At 59.1% G+C, this 17824-nt stretch carries 14 protein-coding genes and 4 tRNA genes; 6 read left to right on the top strand and 12 right to left on the bottom strand.

Features of this window, described 5'->3' with window-relative positions:
- From CKW15_RS20330 to CKW15_RS20305, 6 genes are all read right to left on the bottom strand, one after another.
- Positions 1–1316, bottom strand: a 1316-nt coding sequence (locus tag CKW15_RS20330; RefSeq protein WP_256583247.1) for a DUF6531 domain-containing protein, incomplete at its 3' end; no start/stop codon positions are given.
- 181 nt (positions 1317–1497) lie between these two features.
- Positions 1498–1932, bottom strand: coding sequence for a sel1 repeat family protein (locus tag CKW15_RS20325; protein ID WP_095061691.1), 435 nt, complete (start codon positions 1930–1932; stop codon positions 1498–1500).
- Positions 1933–2304, bottom strand: a complete 372-nt coding sequence (locus CKW15_RS20320; RefSeq protein WP_007898892.1) for a hypothetical protein — start codon at positions 2302–2304, stop codon at positions 1933–1935.
- On the bottom strand, positions 2301–2642 hold the full coding sequence (locus CKW15_RS20315; RefSeq protein ID WP_095061695.1) for a helix-turn-helix transcriptional regulator: 342 nt from the start codon (positions 2640–2642) through the stop codon (positions 2301–2303). The genes CKW15_RS20320 and CKW15_RS20315 overlap by 4 nt, the downstream gene beginning before the upstream one ends.
- A 115-nt stretch (positions 2643–2757) precedes the next feature.
- Positions 2758–3213 carry a YkvA family protein gene (locus tag CKW15_RS20310; protein ID WP_095061689.1) on the bottom strand — a complete coding sequence of 152 codons (456 nt, stop codon included), beginning with the start codon at positions 3211–3213 and terminating at the stop codon, positions 2758–2760.
- A gap of 294 nt (positions 3214–3507) precedes the next feature.
- The gene (locus CKW15_RS20305) at positions 3508–4224 is read right to left on the bottom strand and encodes an FKBP-type peptidyl-prolyl cis-trans isomerase (protein WP_095061687.1); all 717 of its coding nucleotides are present in this window, start codon (positions 4222–4224) and stop codon (positions 3508–3510) included.
- Between the two features lie 268 nt (positions 4225–4492).
- Between CKW15_RS20305 and CKW15_RS20300 the strand changes: the two genes are divergently transcribed.
- Entirely contained in the window at positions 4493–6295 is a 1803-nt protein-coding gene (locus tag CKW15_RS20300; RefSeq protein ID WP_095152624.1) for a di-heme-cytochrome C peroxidase, read from the top strand.
- A 29-nt stretch (positions 6296–6324) separates the two neighbouring features.
- Positions 6325–7461: a catalase family protein gene (locus CKW15_RS20295; protein WP_095061685.1), complete on the top strand. Its 1137-nt coding sequence runs from the start codon at positions 6325–6327 to the stop codon at positions 7459–7461.
- A gap of 188 nt (positions 7462–7649) precedes the next feature.
- Here the strand turns inward: CKW15_RS20295 and CKW15_RS20290 are convergent.
- The 4 genes from CKW15_RS20290 to CKW15_RS20275 all read right to left on the bottom strand — a co-directional run bounded on the left by CKW15_RS20290 (position 7650) and on the right by CKW15_RS20275 (position 8191).
- Positions 7650–7726, bottom strand: a tRNA-Asp gene (locus CKW15_RS20290).
- Between the two features lie 19 nt (positions 7727–7745).
- Positions 7746–7821: transfer RNA gene (locus CKW15_RS20285), tRNA-Val, on the bottom strand.
- A gap of 199 nt (positions 7822–8020) precedes the next feature.
- Positions 8021–8097 (bottom strand) — tRNA-Asp (locus CKW15_RS20280).
- A gap of 18 nt (positions 8098–8115) precedes the next feature.
- Positions 8116–8191: transfer RNA gene (locus tag CKW15_RS20275), tRNA-Val, on the bottom strand.
- A gap of 160 nt (positions 8192–8351) precedes the next feature.
- On the opposite strand from CKW15_RS20275, the gene rdgC reads away from it, so the two are divergent.
- From rdgC to sugE, 3 genes are all read left to right on the top strand, one after another.
- Positions 8352–9272 (top strand): recombination-associated protein RdgC, encoded by a 921-nt coding sequence (gene rdgC, locus CKW15_RS20270; RefSeq protein ID WP_007969735.1) that lies wholly within the window; start codon positions 8352–8354, stop codon positions 9270–9272.
- A 181-nt stretch (positions 9273–9453) separates the two neighbouring features.
- Positions 9454–10419 carry a bile acid:sodium symporter family protein gene (locus CKW15_RS20265; protein WP_095061683.1) on the top strand — a complete coding sequence of 322 codons (966 nt, stop codon included), beginning with the start codon at positions 9454–9456 and terminating at the stop codon, positions 10417–10419.
- 119 nt (positions 10420–10538) lie between these two features.
- The gene (gene sugE, locus CKW15_RS20260) at positions 10539–10853 is read left to right on the top strand and encodes a quaternary ammonium compound efflux SMR transporter SugE (RefSeq protein ID WP_095061681.1); all 315 of its coding nucleotides are present in this window, start codon (positions 10539–10541) and stop codon (positions 10851–10853) included.
- A 96-nt stretch (positions 10854–10949) separates the two neighbouring features.
- On the opposite strand, the gene CKW15_RS20255 is transcribed toward sugE, so the two are convergent.
- Together CKW15_RS20255 and CKW15_RS20250 are read right to left on the bottom strand one after the other, a co-directional pair.
- Positions 10950–12824 carry an MFS transporter gene (locus tag CKW15_RS20255; protein ID WP_095061679.1) on the bottom strand — a complete coding sequence of 625 codons (1875 nt, stop codon included), beginning with the start codon at positions 12822–12824 and terminating at the stop codon, positions 10950–10952.
- A 94-nt stretch (positions 12825–12918) separates the two neighbouring features.
- Positions 12919–14070 (bottom strand): TDT family transporter, encoded by a 1152-nt coding sequence (locus CKW15_RS20250; RefSeq protein ID WP_095061724.1) that lies wholly within the window; start codon positions 14068–14070, stop codon positions 12919–12921.
- A gap of 243 nt (positions 14071–14313) precedes the next feature.
- Here CKW15_RS20250 and CKW15_RS20245 point away from each other — a divergent pair, with 243 nt between their 5' ends.
- The gene (locus CKW15_RS20245) at positions 14314–17784 is read left to right on the top strand and encodes a PAS domain-containing hybrid sensor histidine kinase/response regulator (RefSeq protein ID WP_095061726.1); all 3471 of its coding nucleotides are present in this window, start codon (positions 14314–14316) and stop codon (positions 17782–17784) included.
- Positions 17785–17824 lie beyond the last annotated feature (40 nt).

Here is a 17824-nt window from a genome sequence, read left to right as displayed (position 1 = left end):
TCGAGTTCGACGGCGCTGCTGCGATAGAGGCGGGTGAAGTCGAACGGCAAAATGCCGTCGAGCGTACCGTCGGTGAGGGTCAGCAGTTCTTCGCCGGTGACCATCGACACCGGGCATTTGTTGGTGGCGGTGTTATCGACGGTGTCGGCGCTGTCGCCGTTGGGGTTGGTGGCCTGTTTCGGGGCATCCTCGTGGTGTTCGTTTGGCTTGAGCGTGGTGTTGCGTTTGGCATTCCAGCGCAGTTGCATCCGGCCTTTTTTAAGGCCCGCCGCGACACCGCGGGCGGCGACGGTTTTGTAGCGATCGACATAGCCGAGGAACTGCTGGATAAGGCCGAAGATCGCTTTGACGAAACCCTGAACGGCGCTCACCAACCGGGCGCCGTAGCGCGCCAGGCGCATCGCCAGATAGGCCATCCCCGCCCCGGCCGCGGTGAAGGTGAGGACGACGCCGATCAACAAATCAATCAGCAGATCCACCACCACGACCGCCAGCGTCTCGGCGGCTTGCCCGGCCATCAGGCTCGGCGGCAGCATTTCCAGCCACAGACTGCTGGCGCGCAGCAGCAGGCACATCGCGGCTTCGTCGCTGGCCAGCAGTTGCAGCCTGGCCATCGTCGCCGGAAACTGTTGCGCCAGATCGGCCAGCTGACCCGCGCCACTGCCCAGGCGCTCGGCGAACTTGTGCGGATCCTGGAGGATTTCCGAGAGCTCACCGAGGCGGTCCCACACCCCGATAATCGCCGTCCAACCTCCGGCCAGCAGCCCATTACCGGCCGCGGCAACACCCGACTGCGACCATTGCGGCTTGAAACCCGCCCACTCATAGCGCAACCAGCCTTCCAGCGACTGGGTCAGTGCAGCGTAAGACTTGAACAGCTCACCGACTTGCTCCGGGGTGACCTGACGCTGGACATGCACCTTATAAAACTTGCCCGGCGTGCCGCTGAATTGCCCTCGCCCCTGTTCATCCAGGGTGATGACGGTCCGCTCGCCTCCCTCCTGCGCCACCACCTCGACCTGAATGTTCCCCAGCGGAATGTCGTACACCGACTCGAACTTGCTCTCGATCAGCAGCGGGCCACTTTGCGGGCACTGCGCCACCGTCGAGAAAAAATCTTCGTCACCGCTGCTGACCACCGTGCTGCTATCACCGAACTTGATCACCCGTTCCATGCCCATCAGCGAGGGCAGGTCCAGCGCGTGGCTGACCTTGTCGGTAGTGCGGTTCAGGAAGCGCCCGAGTTGTTCGCGGTACAGGTTCAGGGTCTGTGGGAAATGGTCGAGCTCTTGCTCGATGCGGGCGATCTGATCCATCAGCGCACCGCACAGCGGGAGAATTCAAGGAAAACCGGGGCAAGCATGAACACTCCCTCGCACAGAAAAATGAGTGCGAGGGACTTTGCGGAGGATCCGCGAGGAAAGAAGTCAGGAAAGGATGATGTTGCTGTAGGGCGATTCGCTAAAGGAGAAACGTGGCGTAGGGACCGCTCTCACATCAGGTCGATTTGTCAGACGAGTCCGTGAAACCTGTAGCGTTGCGGGAAGCCAATTCTTCCAGTTTGATCGGCGCCAATGGATGTCCGGCTTTCGCCGCGATGGTCCAGAACCGTGCCGCTTCAGCAGGATCCGGCGCCCTGCTCGGTGTTCCCGCCAGGCTGATCACGCCGATCTGATACGCCGCCTTGCCATCGCCCGCCAAGGCCGCCAGGCGCAACAAGCGCACGCCCTCCTCACGAGCACCGAGGCCAACGCCGCGAAACGTCAGGATGTGCCCATAGAAGCTCTGAGCGCCGACATCGCCCAGGTTGGCCATAAGTGCGAACTGGCCTTCAAGCCAACTCCAGCCGCGCGGTTGACGGACAAACCACGACCAGTGAAACAGCCGGCGAGCGAGCCAGTAACCGACTCGCGTCTTCAATTGCAGAAACACTCAGGCTTCTGCCGATTCCGGGTATTCGTATTCAAATACCCGCACCACTTCCGAGGCATGCCAGGATGCCGCGGCAACACCGTCGGACGGGCCGGAAAAACGCCCCAGGCGCTCAACACACTCGAAGAACCCGGTACGCGGTAAACGGCTTGCTCCCTGGCTGATCACCAGCGAACTGCGCAACGGCTGTTCGGCCCGGGCGTCGAGTGCAGCCAGATGCTCAAGGGCCGCCGTCAGGGTTTGCATGGCCGGGGTCGGCAACTGCAAACGTTCCAGCAACGCCCGATAAGTCAGAAGATGGCGCTGACGACGCGCCTGATCCAGTTCGCCCAGCAATCCATCCCAATGTTGACGACTGATGCGTACGCTCACGATTCATCCCTCCACCCAGGCACCGTCAACTCCCAGGCCAGGCTGCGGCGAATCGCTGCGTCGGGCAGGCGCTCGCCACTTTCGATCATGGCTAGGTAAGACGGGCTGATGCCTACCGTGCGGGCCAGCGCCTCGATGGCGATGCCCTTCCCTTCGCGCAAACTGCGTAATTGATCCAGCCCCGGAAGAACCTGATCGGGTGCTGCTGCTTGAAGCTTCGCGGCTTCAGGCGACGGTTGCTCCTTGATGCCTGCCGCTTTCAACAACGCCTGATATTGAGCCCATGGCAGAACCGCATACTCGGGCTCGCCTTCGCGTGTAATTATCTGAATATCCATGACTACCCCGTAGGACAACAACACTTAGCGAGTCGGCACTTTTCCCTAGAAGTGTAATCCTAACAGCGGCCAAGGTCGCGAGGGGCATCAATCTGTGGGCGAGACGGCATCGAATTCAGTTTTTTTTCGGGCCTTGAAGGTGCAGTTGTGCCGGGGTGTCAGGCAAACGCTCGACTACCGCAAGCTTCTCGGGCATCTGACGCTTGCGCCAGGCACGGAAGGCGTTGAGTTCATCGTCGAGAACCTTCATCAGCCAGGCCAGCACGGCGATGTCATCGATCATGCCGAAGAGGGGAAGAAAATCCGGAATCGCATCCACCGGGCTGAGGAAATACATCAAGCCTGCGACGACCGAGACCAGTGCCTTTGGGCTTATGGCTCGATATTCACCTCGCCAATAAGCCAGGCAGAGTGCCTGCAACAGGCGCAGGTCGTCCTTGATTTTACCCAGGCGATTGCCTTCGCTAGCGCCTTTGCTGGCAACAGCGAACAACAAAGTCGGCAAACGCCCGCGTGCCAGCAAGCGCCCAGCCAGCGGCAGGAAACGAGCGAAACTCCAGGGTGTTTTCATCATTCCTCCCGTTGAAATGTTATCCACACAAATTGTGGATAACCTTGTGAACAGAGCTGATTTTCAGGGCTGGAAGCCCCGTTTCACAAGGGCTCGGCTCAGATCGGGCGTTTTTTGCCCATCCAAAAAATCCCATAATTTCATTGACTTGGCAGGCCGACGCGGCTACCCCCACCGTCTACATTGGCTATGACTGCCGCCTGGAGCATCTGTTCGCTTTTGTTTACCCGTACCGAACGCCAGATGCAACAACGCCCCGCATAAGCGAGGCGTTGTTCTTGAAGCAGTCGCTGATTACTTGGCAGCGGCGTCTTCTTTTGCCGGATCCTTGATCGCCAGCAGTTCCAGGTCGAATACCAGCACCGAGTTGGCTGGAATCGCCGGGCTTGGGCTTTGCGCGCCGTATGCCAGGTCAGCAGGAATGTACAGTTTGTACTTCTCGCCAACGTGCATCAGTTGCAGGCCTTCTACCCAACCCGGAATCACACCGCTGACTGGCAGATCGATCGGGCTGCCGCGCTCGACGGAGCTGTCGAATACGGTGCCATTGGTCAGCTTGCCGGTGTAGTGAACGGTCACTACGTCAGTCGGCTTAGGCTGAGCGCCGTCGGCTTTCTTGACGACTTCATACTGCAGACCCGATGCAGTAGTGGTCACGCCGGTTTTCTTGCCATTTTCTTCGAGGAATTTCTTGCCGGCGGCTGCCGACTCTTCGCTCATTTTGGCCATACGCTCTTCAGCACGCTTTTGCAGCGCGGCGAACGCTTCAACCAGTTCATCATCTTTGAGCTTCTGCTCTTTCTTGCCGACGGCATCTTCGATGCCCTGGGCGACAGCTTTGGAATCCAGGTCATCCATGCCTTCCTGAGCCAGGCTCTTGCCCATGTTCAGGCCAATGCCATAGGAAGCTTTTTGCGCCGGAGTTTTCAGCTCTACGCTGGTCTGCGAGTCACAACCCGCGAGTACCAGGCTAACCAGGGCTACCGCCGCCGCCAACCGATGCTGTTTCATGCTATTTCCTTGTTCATGCGCCTAAAGGGCAATCGAGTAAAGCCGCGAGCTTATCAGGCCGCCACGACCAATGGCTACCGGCATGAGAGCTGGAAACCTCTGATAAGTTCAGGTGTTTAAACGCTTTTCAGGAATCTGGCGATGAAGCTTCTTTTATCTTTCTCCCCTGTAGGCAATTTCTGAACCTACAGCATCTGGCGTAATGGCCTCTTGCCGCTCCGTGGACACTCAGGCATAAACGAAAGATAACTCGACAAGGATGGTCATCTTGCGCCTATTTTTCCGCCTGTTGGCTCTGCTGGCAGTCCTGCTCGGACTCGTTCTTGCAGTGGTGCTCTATTACGTCGCCAACCCGAAACTACCGGCCTGGTCGCCCGTGCAGCAGGTGCATTACCTGGAGCAATGGAGTGCCACCGACCGCGAAACCTACTACTTCACGCCTCAGGGCACCCAAGTCAAAGGGTTGCATTACGACTGGTTCACTGCCCTCGAACTGCCCTTTTCGCAACAACGATTTGCCTCGCCTGAATACCTCGCCCGCTTCGGCTTTCTGGTTGATCCCAACCAAAAACCGACGCAGAACAACCCCGGCAACCTCCCCGTAGGCTTTTCCCGCCACCAGAATCCAGACAATACGGATATGTTTCTGGATATCACCTGTGCGGCCTGCCATACCGGCGAATTGCGATTCCAGGGCCAAGCCGTGCGCATCGACGGGGGCTCGGCGCAACATGTCCTGCCTTCCAGTGTTCCTACGCTCAGAGGAGGCAGTTTCGGACAAGCCCTTGTAGCGAGTCTGACCTCGACATATTACAACCCGTGGAAATTCGAGCGTTTCGCACGCAACGTACTGGGTCAGGACTACGACGCTCGGCACAAGGAACTGCGCAAAGCATTCAAATCCTCACTCGACACCTTCTTGAAAGTCGCCTGGAACGACACCCATCGCGGGCTCTATCCGACCGAAGAAGGCCCAGGTCGCACCGACGCGTTCGGGCGTATTGCCAACGCCAGTTTCGGTGATGCGATTTCCCCCGCCAACTACCGCGTAGCCAACGCCCCGGTTGATTATCCGCAACTGTGGAGCATGTGGACGTTTGACTGGGTGCAGTGGAACGGCTCGGCACAACAACCCATGGCCCGCAACATCGGCGAGGCATTAGGTGTCGGCGCCACGCTGAATTTCTTCGACAAGAACGGTCAGCCGCTGATGGGCGAAACGCGTTATCCCTCCAGCGTTCGCGTACGCGATTTGCACCTGATCGAAGAAACCCTGCAACGACTCGCGCCACCGGCCTGGCCGGAAAATCTGCTAGGGGCAGTCGACAAACCGCTGGCGGCGAAGGGTCGCGCGCTGTTCGCCGAGACCTGTGCAGGCTGCCACGTTCCGCGCACGACCCAAGGCGAAGGACGACAGGTGCAACACCTGAAAATGCTCCCCGTGGACGCCATCGGTACCGACCCGACGGCAGCCAACAACATTGCCGACCACCGCTTCGACCTGACGCCATTGCAATGGAATCAGGCAGAGTTGGCGGAACTGGACGTTGAGCCAAAACCCACCGAACCACTGGACATGAGCAAAATGTCCGTCGCCAAAGGGCTGGCTTACGTCACGGCATTTGTATCGAACCGGGCCTACCGCGAGGCCAACATCACCCCCGCCGAGCGACCTGCAATGGACGGTTTCGGCTTGCCGATCGGTGTGCGCGAACTGCGCGCCTACAAGGCCCGCCCATTGGCAGGCGTCTGGGCGACACCACCGTTTCTGCACAACGGCTCGGTACCCAGCCTCTATCAATTGCTGTCGCCCCAGGATGAACGCTCGACCTCTTTCTACAAAGGCACATTCGAGTACGACCCGAGGCATCTGGGGTATCGCACAGAAGCCTTTACCAACGGTTTCGTGTTCGACACAAGGATCACCGGCAATCACAACAGCGGTCATGAGTTCCGCGCCGGCAAACGCGGCAATGGCGTGATCGGTCGCTGGCTGCAGCCAGAAGAACGCTGGGCACTGCTGGAGTATCTGAAAGTGTTGGGCGGTCCGCTGGAAGCGCAACTGCCATGACCCCCGACCATCGTCAAAAGGAGTTTCCCATGCTGAAAACACTTTGGCTGCGTCTGGGCGCTTTTCTCGGCAAATTGCTGCTGTGGCTGGTTGCTCTCGGGCTGCTCGCCTGGGCCCTGAGCAGTGCCTGGTATGTCTGGCAGCATCGCGGACCGGTTTCGGCGCAGGAGTTGATTCCTGACGGTGAAGCGGCGATGACCCAAGACGTCATCCAGACAGCTGTACGCATCGTTGACCAACACCGAGAAAGCACCCGCTATCTGCGTGACGCCCACGCCAAAGCCCACGGCTGCGTGAAAGCTGAAGTCCAGGTTCTGGCGGAACTGCCGAGCGAGCTGCGCCAAGGTGTCTTCAGCGAACCGGGCAAAACCTGGCAAGCGACGATGCGCTTGTCCAACGGCAACGCGTATCCCCAGTTCGACAGCATTCGCGATGCCCGAGGGATGGCGATCAAACTGCTCGATGTGCCGGGGAAACAATTGCTGACCGATCAACCGGGGCGGGGCGAACAGGATTTCGTGATGTTCAGCCATCCGAATTTCTTTGTCAGCGATGTCGCCGAGTATCGTCAGAACGTCGCCGCTCAGGCAGATGGCAAGAAAATCATGGCGTTCTTTCCCGGCTGGGATCCACGCAGCTGGCAAGTTCGGCATCTGTTTATCGCCTTGGCGACGCTGACCCCTGCTCCACCGAGTCCGACGCAGACCACCTACTTTTCAGTTTCGCCCTATAAGTTCGGTGAGGCCAACGCCAAATTTCGGGTCATGCCCGACCCGGAAAACTGCCCGGTCTACAGCCTTGCGGAGCAAAACCGCAATCTGCCGAACTTCCTGCGCAGCGCCCTGAATCAACAGCTGTCAACCGATCGAGTACCGGCTTGTTTCGTTCTGCAGATCCAGCGCCAGGATGCGAACAAGTACATGCCGATTGAGGACACGAGCATCGAGTGGAAAGAAAGCGATGTACCGTTCGAGACCGTCGCACGCATCAACGTGCCCGCGCAGGATTTCGACACCCCGGCGCTGAACCTGCAATGCGATAACCAGTCGTTCAACCCTTGGTTTGGCATTGAGGCCCACCGGCCCATTGGCGGAATCAACCGTCTGCGCAAAGCGGTTTACGAAGCGGTCAGCGATTACCGGCATGCGCGCAATGGCGGGCAGTAATCCTGTAGGAGCGAGCTTGCTCGCGAAGGGTGGAGCGAAAACGCTTAATCCAGAGGCCTAGCGTCGGCCTTGAGTTTTTCGCGAGCAAGCTCGCGCCTACAAAAAAGCCAAACGCCAGACAGCAAAAAGCCCGCATTTAGCGGGCTTTTTGTGGTGACCTGGCGTTCAGTGTTCCAGGTTACCGAATATGGCGCAGCGGACGGGACTCGAACCCGCGACCCCCGGCGTGACAGGCCGGTATTCTAACCGACTGAACTACCGCTGCGCGTAGCGTTGAAAGTAAGTGGTGGGTGATGACGGGATCGAACCGCCGACATTCTGCTTGTAAGGCAGACGCTCTCCCAGCTGAGCTAATCACCCTTTACCTTCGTTGCGGGGCACATTATGCCACAGGTTTTTATAAAGTGTTGATTTAATTGAAGTTTTTTTCAAATAAATCTAAAAACCGGTGAAACAACGCGACCTGCAGGAACAACGTACAAACTTGGAGCAGAAAAAAACCCGCGTTAGCGGGCTTTTCCGTGGTGACCTGGCGTTCAGCGTTCCAGGTTACCGAATATGGCGCAGCGGACGGGACTCGAACCCGCGACCCCCGGCGTGACAGGCCGGTATTCTAACCGACTGAACTACCGCTGCGCGTAACACTTGAACGAATGGTGGGTGATGACGGGATCGAACCGCCGACATTCTGCTTGTAAGGCAGACGCTCTCCCAGCTGAGCTAATCACCCTTCGCTTCGGTGTGGCGCGCATTCTACGGAGCGACCCAACCTCTGGCAAGCACTTTTTTAAATAATTTTCTCAGGCCTTCCAAAGGCTTAGAGAAGGGTTGGCCTATGGCACGGCGAAGACAATAATGCCCCCCTTTGCATATAAGGAGAGACTTACCCCATGTGGTTCAAAAACCTGCTTATCTATCGCCTGACCCAAGATCTGCCTGTTGATGCCGAGGCGTTGGAAACTGCACTGGCCACCAAACTGGCGCGTCCATGTGCAAGCCAGGAGTTGACCACCTACGGTTTCGTCGCGCCGTTCGGCAAAGGCGAAGACGCTCCGCTGGTGCATGTCAGCGGCGACTTCCTGCTGGTTTCCGCTCGCAAAGAAGAACGCATCCTGCCGGGCAGCGTCGTGCGTGACGCGGTCAAGGAAAAGGTCGAAGAGATCGAGGCCGAGCAAATGCGCAAGGTCTATAAGAAGGAACGCGATCAGATCAAGGATGAAATCATCCAGGCCTTCCTGCCTCGTGCCTTTATCCGCCGCTCGTCGACCTTCGCTGCCATCGCACCGAAACAGGGTCTGATCCTGGTCAACTCGGCCAGCCCGAAACGCGCTGAAGACCTGCTGTCCACCCTGCGTGAAGTGATCGGCACCCTGCCGGTACGTCCGCTGACCGTAAAAATGTCTCCAACCGCGACCATGACCGAATGGGTCACCACCCAGAAAGCCGCGGACGACTTCTTTGTGCTGGACGAGTGCGAACTGCGCGACACCCACGAAGACGGCGGCATTGTGCGCTGCAAGCGTCAGGACCTGACCAGCGAAGAAATCCAGCTGCACCTCAGCACTGGCAAAGTGGTCACTCAGTTGTCGCTGGCCTGGCAGGACAAACTGTCGTTCGTGCTCGACGACAAAATGGTGGTCAAGCGCCTGAAGTTCGAAGACCTGTTGCAGGATCAGGCGGAACAGGACGGTGGCGATGAAGCCCTCGGCCAGCTGGACGCCAGCTTCACCCTGATGATGCTGACCTTCGGCGACTTCCTGCCGGCGCTGGTTGAGGCGTTGGGTGGGGAAGAGACGCCGCAGGGCATTTAATGCACTGATTGGCGATGCCTGTAAAAGATCGCAGCCTTCGGCAGCTCCTACGTTGATTCGGTTGGCCGCAAATAATGCGGATTGACCTGATTCCTCTAGGAGCTGCCGCAGGCTGCGATCTTTTTTTGTAAGCCGCGTATGCTTAGCTCCCTAACGCTTTCACTCTAATAAGGAACAAGCCATGCGCGCACTGGCTGCTTTAAGTCGCTTTGTCGGCAACACTTTCGCTTACTGGGTTCTGATTTTCGCCGTCGTGGCCTTCCTGCAACCGGCATGGTTCCTCGGCCTCAAAGGCGCCATCGTGCCCTTGCTGGGGCTGGTGATGTTCGGCATGGGCCTGACCCTCAAACTCGAAGACTTCGCCGAAGTCGCGCGCCATCCGTGGCGTGTGGCGCTGGGCGTGGTTGCGCATTTTGTGATCATGCCCGGTGTGGCGTGGTTACTCTGCCAGGCTTTTCATTTACCACCGGAAATCGCGGTCGGCGTGATTCTGGTCGGGTGCTGCCCGAGCGGTACGTCTTCCAACGTGATGACCTGGCTGGCGCGCGGGGATCTGGCGCTGTCGGTGGCCATCGCTGCGGTCACCACCCTCCTCGCTCCGTTGCTCACACCAGCGCTGATCTGGCTGCTGGCCTCGGCCTGGTTGCCGGTCTCGTTCATGGAGCTGTTCTGGTCGATCCTGCAAGTGGTCCTGCTGCCAATCGTGTTGGGCGTGGTTGCCCAGCGTGTGCTCGGCGACAAGGTTCGTCATGCAGTGGACGTATTGCCGTTGGTGTCCGTGGTCAGCATCGTGATCATCGTGACGGCCGTGGTCGCCGCCAGCCAGGCGAAGATCGCCGAATCCGGTCTGTTGATCATGGCGGTCGTCATGTTGCACAACAGCTTTGGCTACCTGCTGGGTTACTTTACCGGTCGCGTATTCAAGCTGCCGCTGGCTCAGCGCAAATCCCTGGCACTGGAGGTCGGCATGCAAAACTCCGGATTGGGCGCTGCTTTGGCCAGTGCGCATTTTTCGCCGTTGGCGGCGGTGCCGAGCGCGCTGTTCAGCGTCTGGCACAATATTTCGGGGGCACTGCTCTCGACGTATTTCCGCCGCATGAGCGAAAAAGAAGATCGTGAAGTCGCAACCCGGCAGGCGACTGACTGATTTGCAAACTTGATCCCCCGGTTAATGCTGGGCACTATATTGCGCAACGCGAGGACGACCTCGCGGCTCAATCGAGTCATTAATCTGGGGACGACCCCGTCAATCGATGGAGGTCTCTCTTGTCCTGGATCATTCTGTTTTTCGCCGGTCTGTTCGAAGTGGGCTGGGCCGTCGGCTTGAAATACACCGACGGTTTCAGTCGCCCGGTCCCCACTGCGCTGACCGTTACGGCCATGGCCATCAGCCTTGGTTTACTGGGCCTGGCCATGAAGGAATTGCCGCTGGGCACGGCTTATGCGATCTGGACCGGTGTCGGTGCTGTCGGCACGGTGATCGCCGGGATCATTCTGTTTGGCGAGTCGATGGCGTTGTTTCGGCTGGCCAGTGTGGCGTTGATCATTGCGGGGCTGGTTGGGCTCAAGGTCAGCGCTTAGGCCACTGACGCTATTGCTAGCAGGCTAGCTCCCACATTGGAATGCATTCCCCTGTGGGAGCTAGCCTGCTAGCGATGAGGTCCGCACAGACACCTATTATCTGACTGCCCCGCGCAACTCACCGACCAATGCCTGCAACTTCACCGGTTCTACCACCTCGAACGCCACCGCCGGCCCCGCCACCAATGTCACCCGCGACCACAAACGACGAAACCATCCCTTGCCCGGATCACGGCTGAAGAAGCTCCCCCATAACCCCTGCAAGGCCAATGGAATCACCGGCACCGGCGTCTCCTCGAGAATCCGCGTGAGGCCGCCCTTGAACTCACTGATCTCGCCATCAGTCGTCAGTTTGCCCTCAGGGAAGATGCACACCAGTTCGCCATCCTTCAGATACCGGGCAATTCGGGTGAAGGCTTTTTCGTAGATCTGGATGTCTTCGTGACGCCCCGCGATCGGAATCGTCCCGGCCGTGCGAAAGATGAAATTCAGCACCGGCAGGTTGTAGATTTTGTAGTACATCACAAAGCGAATCGGCCGACGCACCGCGCCACCGATCAACAGGGCATCGACGAACGACACGTGATTGCACACCAGCAATGCCGCGCCTTCATCGGGGATCAGATCGAGATTGCGATGTTCCACGCGGTACATGGAATGGCTGAGCAGCCAGATCATGAAACGCATGGAGAACTCGGGGACGATCTTGAAGATGTAGGCGTTGACGCCGATGTTCAGCAACGACACCACCAGAAACAGTTGCGGAATCGACAGCTCGACGACACTCAGTAAAACGATCGAGACAATGGCCGAAACCACCATGAACAACGCGTTGAGAATGTTGTTGGCGGCAATCACCCGCGCGCGCTCCTTCTCGGCGGTGCGCGACTGGATCAGTGCATACAGCGGCACAATATAGAAACCACCGAAAACGCCGAGCCCAAGGATGTCGAACAGCACCAGCCAGGTGTGGCCGAAGCCGAGAATTTCGATCCAGCCATGCCCCGTGGCGCTGTCCGGAATCCCACCGGAATGCCACCACAACAGTAAGCCAAACACGGTCAGGCCAAACGATCCGAAGGGCACCAATCCGATTTCGACTTTGCGTCCGGAGAGCTTCTCGCAGAGCATCGAACCCAGGGCAATGCCCACCGAGAACACCGTCAGGATCAACGTCACCACGGTTTCGTCGCCGTGCATCCACTCCTTGGCGTAGGCCGGGATCTGCGTCAGATAGATCGCCCCGACAAACCAGAACCACGAGTTGCCGACAATCGACCGTGACACGGCCGGGGTTTGCCCCAGCCCCAGTTTCAACGTGGCCCAGGACTGACTGAAAATATTCCAGTTCAGGCGCATTTCCGGCGAAGCGGCTGCGGCCCGGGGAATGCTGCGGCTGGCGAGGTAACCGAGCACGGCGATGCCGATGATCGCGGTGGAAACGATGGGCGCGTAATGACCCGACGACATCATGATCCCGGCGCCGATGGTGCCGGCCAGAATGGCCAGGAACGTGCCCATTTCCACCAGACCGTTGCCCCCCACCAACTCATCTTCCCGCAAGGCCTGGGGCAGGATCGAATACTTCACCGGCCCGAACAGTGCCGAGTGGGTACCCATAGCGAACAGCGCCACCAGCATCAGCGACAGGTGATCGAACAGGAAGCCGACCGCACCGACCACCATGATGGCGATCTCACCGAGCTTGATCAGGCGGATCAATGCGTCCTTGGCAAACTTTTCCCCGAACTGCCCGGCCAGGGCTGAGAACAGAAAAAACGGCAGGATAAACAGCAGCGCACACAGATTGACCCAGATCGAGCGATCCCCTTCGATGGTCAGCTTGTACAGAATGGCCAGGATCAACGACTGTTTGAAGACGTTGTCGTTGAATGCCCCCAGCGACTGAGTGATGAAGAACGGCAGGAAGCGCCGGGTGCGCAGCAAGGTGAACTGTGAGGGGTGACTCATTCCATGTGTCCCTGATGTGGGTAAGAGTGGCCTGGATTCTTTTATTGGAATAGCAATCGTCGATCCAGGCCACACATTACCTAATCTTTACCGTTTATTTCTTTAATCCTGCAATGCATGGCGAGACAAACAACTCACCGCGCCACGCGCCCAGCACCGTGCGCTTGCCAACGATCAGCCACATCAGCGCCAACAACGCCACCAGCACACACCCCGCGACACTGAAAAACGTCAGATTCAAGGTACTGGCCAGTTTCAGCGTCGCCAGCGAATACACACCCAGCGGAAAGGTGAAGCCCCACCAGCCAAGATTGAAAGGAATCCCGTCGCGCAGATAACGCACGGTGATCAGCACCGCCATCAGCATCCACCACAAACCGAAGCCCCACAGCGTAATGCCGGCCACCAACCCCAACCCGGCAGCGACTTCACCGACACCCGGCAAGCCATTGGCCGCGAAAATCAGCGGCGCGTCCCCGCCCAGCAGCAACATGCCCAAGGCACCCGTGCCGATTGGACCGAGCGCCAACCAACTCGACGCGGCCATGTTTTCATGGGGCAGTTTATGCAACGCCATGCGCAGCAACAGTATCGTCAGGATGCTGAACGCCACCGGCAGGGAAAATGCCCACAGCACGTAGCTGGTCACCAACACCACCAGTTGCGAATGGGCGTCGGCCAGGTGCGGTGCCAACAAGCCACCGCTGGCCGCCGCCACTTCGGCCGCGACCACAGGAAGCAACCAGACCGCGGTCATCTGATCGATGCTGTGCTCCTGACGGGTGAACATCATGTAAGGGATCAACACGCCGCAGGCCAGTGACATCGCCACGTCCAGCCACCACAACATTTCTGCGAGGTGAATCACGCCGTCACCCCAGCGAGGAACGCCGAACACCAGGAAACCGTTGATGATGGTTGCCAGGCCCATCGGGATGGTGCCGAAAAACATCGAAACCGTGGAATGGCCGAAAATTCGCCGCGCCTCGTCAAAAAACATGACCCAACGCGCAGCGTAGATCGCTGTGAACAGCAGAAACAACACGATATTGAACAGCCAAAGCGCTTCGGCGATGGCATGCAGACCGGGTATTGCAACCGGTAGTTGCGCCAGCGCCAACGCCAGCACGCCGGTGCCCATGGTGACGGCGAACCAGTTCGGGGTGAATTGGCGAATCACTTCGCGCGGGTGCTGCAAGTGGGTGAAAGGCTTGATGCCGGGCTTGATGCTATTGGCGCATGTCATGGCGAACTCCTGTCCTCATGTGAGGTAGAGCCCATGCTAGATCCAAAAAGAATATCTATATAACGGGTAATATCTCTATAACTTATCTATTTCACAGATATAACATTGATCTTATGCGTCCAGCACAAACAACCTGTGACACCCCGCCACGCCACGACCTTGGTCGACACTGACTAACCGGGGCGGCCGTGCGAGACTGTCTGTCCGGGCGGGAGGCCCGGAAGTCTTTTGCCGGGAGTTTCCATGTCGCTGTCCACCGGGCTGATTGCCGCCGTCGCCCTGGCCTATATGGCCATCATGTTCGCCATCGCCTTCTACGGCGACCGTCGCAGCGCGCCGTTGCCGCCGCGCGTGCGGGCGTGGGTATACAGTCTGTCGCTGGCAGTCTATTGCACCAGCTGGACCTTTTTTGGCGCCGTGGGTCAGGCTGCCGAACAACTCTGGTCATTCCTGCCGATCTACCTCGGGCCGATCCTGTTGTTGCTCGGGGCGCCGTGGGTCCTGCAAAAAATGGTGATGATCAGCAAGCAGGAGAACATCACCTCCATCGCCGACTTCATCGCCGCACGCTACGGCAAATCCCAGTCATTGGCGGTCGTGGTAGCGCTGATCTGCCTGGTCGGCGTGCTGCCTTACATCGCCCTGCAGCTCAAGGGCATCGTGCTCGGCGTAAACCTGTTGATCGGCGCCGGGGCCGATGCCATGGGGACCCGCGCCCAGGACACTGCGCTGATCGTGTCGCTGGTATTGGCGCTGTTTACCATCGTGTTTGGTACCCGCAACCTCGACGCCACGGAGCACCACCGCGGCATGGTGCTGGCGATTGCCTTCGAATCATTGGTCAAGCTGTTCGCCTTTCTCGCCGTCGGGGCGTTCGTGACTTACGGTCTGTACGATGGTTTCGAAGACCTGTTCGACCAGGCCATGCTCGCGCCGCGCCTTGAAGAATACTGGAAGGAAACCATCAACTGGCCGTCGATGGTGGTACAGACCGGCGTCGCGATGATGGCGATCATCTGTTTGCCACGGCAGTTCCACGTCACGGTCGTGGAGAACATCGAGCCGCAGGATTTGCGCTTGGCCAAATGGGTATTCCCGGCCTACCTCGCCCTGGCGGCATTGTTTGTCGTGCCTATCGCCCTCGCCGGCCAGATGATGCTGCCCAGTTCGGTGTTGCCAGACTCGTTCGTGATCAGTCTGCCACTGGCTCAGGCACATCCGGCGCTGGCCCTGCTGGCGTTTATCGGTGGTGCTTCGGCGGCTACCGGCATGGTGATTGTGGCCAGCGTGGCGCTGTCGACCATGGTCTCCAACGACATGCTGTTGCCGTGGTTGCTGCGACGCAACAATGCCGAACGTCCCTTCGAAGTGTTCCGTCAGTGGATGCTCTCGGTACGCCGCGTCAGCATCGTGGTCATTCTGCTGCTGGCCTACGTCAGCTATCGCTTGTTGGGCTCCACCGCGAGCCTGGCGACCATCGGCCAGATCGCCTTCGCCGCCGTAACCCAATTGGCCCCCGCCATGCTCGGCGCCCTGTACTGGAAACAGGCCAACCGCCGCGGTGTGTTTGCCGGCCTTGCTGCCGGCACCTTCCTGTGGTTCTACACCTTGGTCCTGCCAATTGCCGCCCACGGCCTCGGCCTGTCGTTGAGCAGTTTCCCCGGCCTCGCATGGCTGCACTCAAACCCGATGAACCTGCCGATCACCCCGCTGACCCAAGGCGTGGTGCTGTCCCTGGCCGGCAACTTCACGCTGTTCGCCTGGGTCTCGGTGTTGTCCCGCACCCGGGTTTCCGAGCACTGGCAGGCCGGCCGCTTCATCGGCCAGGAGATCAGCGCCCGCCCCAGCGCCCGTTCGCTGCTGTCGGTGCAAATCGATGACCTGCTGCAACTGGCCGCACGTTTTGTCGGCGAAGAACGCGCTCGCCAGAGCTTCATCCGCTTCGCCTATCGCCAGGGCAAAGGCTTCAATCCAAACCAGAACGCCGACGGTGAATGGATCGCCCACACCGAACGATTGCTGGCCGGTGTGCTTGGGGCATCTTCGACACGCGCTGTAGTAAAAGCCGCCATCGAAGGTCGGGAAATGCAACTGGAGGACGTCGTACGAATCGCCGACGAAGCCTCGGAGGTGCTGCAATTCAATCGCGCCCTGTTGCAAGGGGCCATCGAGAACATCACCCAAGGCATCAGCGTGGTCGACCAGTCGCTGAAGCTGGTGGCCTGGAACCGTCGTTACCTGGAATTGTTCAACTACCCCGACGGTTTGATCAGCGTCGGCCGGCCAATTGCCGACATCATCCGCTACAACGCCGATCGCGGACTGTGCGGCCCCGGTGAAGCCGAGGTGCACGTCGCCCGCCGCCTGCACTGGATGCGCCAGGGGCGTGCGCATACTTCCGAGCGGCTGTTCCCCAACGGACGGGTGATCGAACTGATCGGCAACCCGATGCCTGGCGGCGGCTTCGTCATGAGTTTCACCGACATCACCCCGTTCCGCGAGGCTGAGCAAGCCCTGACCGAAGCCAACGAAAGCCTCGAGCAGCGAGTCACCGCACGCACCCATGAACTGTCGCAACTCAACGTCGCCCTGACCGAAGCCAAGGGCACCGCCGAGGCGGCGAACCAGTCTAAAACCCGTTTTCTGGCAGCGGTCAGCCATGACTTGATGCAACCGTTGAACGCGGCGCGGCTGTTCTCTGCCGCCCTCTCTCATCAGGGTGATGACCTGTCGCGCGAAACACAGAAACTGGTGGCGCATCTCGACAGTTCACTGCGTTCGGCCGAAGACTTGATCAGCGACCTGCTGGACATTTCCCGCCTGGAAAACGGCAAGATCAATCCGGACCGCAAGCCTTTTGCCCTCAACGAACTGTTTGACACCCTCGGTGCAGAGTTCAAGGCACTGGCGCAGGAGCAAGGGCTGACATTCCGTGTTCGTGGCAGTGCACTGCGCGTCGACAGCGACATCAAGCTGCTGCGACGGATTCTGCAGAACTTCCTGACCAACGCTTTCCGCTATGCCAAAGGCCCGGTGTTACTGGGTGTGCGCCGACATAAGGGCGAACTGTGCCTGGAAGTCTGGGACCGCGGCCCGGGCATTCCGGAAGATAAGCAGCGGGTGATTTTCGAAGAGTTCAAACGCCTCGACAGCCACCAGACCCGTGCCGAAAAAGGACTGGGGCTAGGCCTGGCGATTGCCGACGGCCTGTGCCGCGTCCTCGGTCATACCTTGCGCGTGCGCTCGTGGCCGGGACGCGGCAGTGTGTTCAGCGTGAGCGTGCCTTTGGCTCGATCACAGGTTGTCATGCCGGCAAAGCCCCTGGAACTCAACGGAAAGTTACTCAACGGGGCGCAAGTGTTGTGCATCGATAACGAAGACAGCATCCTGATCGGCATGAACAGTTTGCTCACGCGCTGGGGCTGTCAGGTCTGGACCGCTCGCAACCGTGATGAGTGTCTGAAGTTGCTTGATAAGGGCGTGCGCCCGCATTTGGCGCTGGTGGATTATCACCTCGATCACGGCGACACCGGGACAGAACTGATGGCCTGGTTACGCACCCGACTGGGCGAGCCGGTGCCGGGCGTGGTGATCAGCGCCGATGGTCGGCCGGAGACAGTGGCTCAGGTGCATGCGGCGGGGCTGGATTACCTGCCAAAACCGGTGAAGCCTGCGGCGTTGAGGGCATTGTTGAGTCGGCATTTGCCGTTGTAACGATCGCAGCCTTCGGCAGCTCCTACATAGATCGGCACTG

Origin of the sequence: Pseudomonas sp. Irchel s3b5, from assembly GCF_900187435.1 — a bacterium.
Taxonomy (GTDB): Bacteria; Pseudomonadota; Gammaproteobacteria; order Pseudomonadales; family Pseudomonadaceae; genus Aquipseudomonas.
Note: the sequence above shows the minus strand (reverse complement) of the source record. Positions and strands in the feature narration are given on the sequence as shown.

Coding starts and splice junctions, on each gene's coding strand:
- CKW15_RS20255 (WP_095061679.1), bottom strand. CDS start 12,824: ATGAGTCACCCCTCACAGTTCACCTTGCTGCGCACCCGGCGCTTCCTG.
- CKW15_RS20305 (WP_095061687.1), bottom strand. CDS start 4,224: ATGAAACAGCATCGGTTGGCGGCGGCGGTAGCCCTGGTTAGCCTGGTA.
- CKW15_RS20245 (WP_095061726.1), top strand. CDS start 14,314: ATGTCGCTGTCCACCGGGCTGATTGCCGCCGTCGCCCTGGCCTATATG.
- CKW15_RS20250 (WP_095061724.1), bottom strand. CDS start 14,070: ATGACATGCGCCAATAGCATCAAGCCCGGCATCAAGCCTTTCACCCAC.
- CKW15_RS20265 (WP_095061683.1), top strand. CDS start 9,454: ATGCGCGCACTGGCTGCTTTAAGTCGCTTTGTCGGCAACACTTTCGCT.
- CKW15_RS20310 (WP_095061689.1), bottom strand. CDS start 3,213: ATGAAAACACCCTGGAGTTTCGCTCGTTTCCTGCCGCTGGCTGGGCGC.
- CKW15_RS20295 (WP_095061685.1), top strand. CDS start 6,325: ATGCTGAAAACACTTTGGCTGCGTCTGGGCGCTTTTCTCGGCAAATTG.
- CKW15_RS20315 (WP_095061695.1), bottom strand. CDS start 2,642: ATGGATATTCAGATAATTACACGCGAAGGCGAGCCCGAGTATGCGGTT.
- rdgC (WP_007969735.1), top strand. CDS start 8,352: ATGTGGTTCAAAAACCTGCTTATCTATCGCCTGACCCAAGATCTGCCT.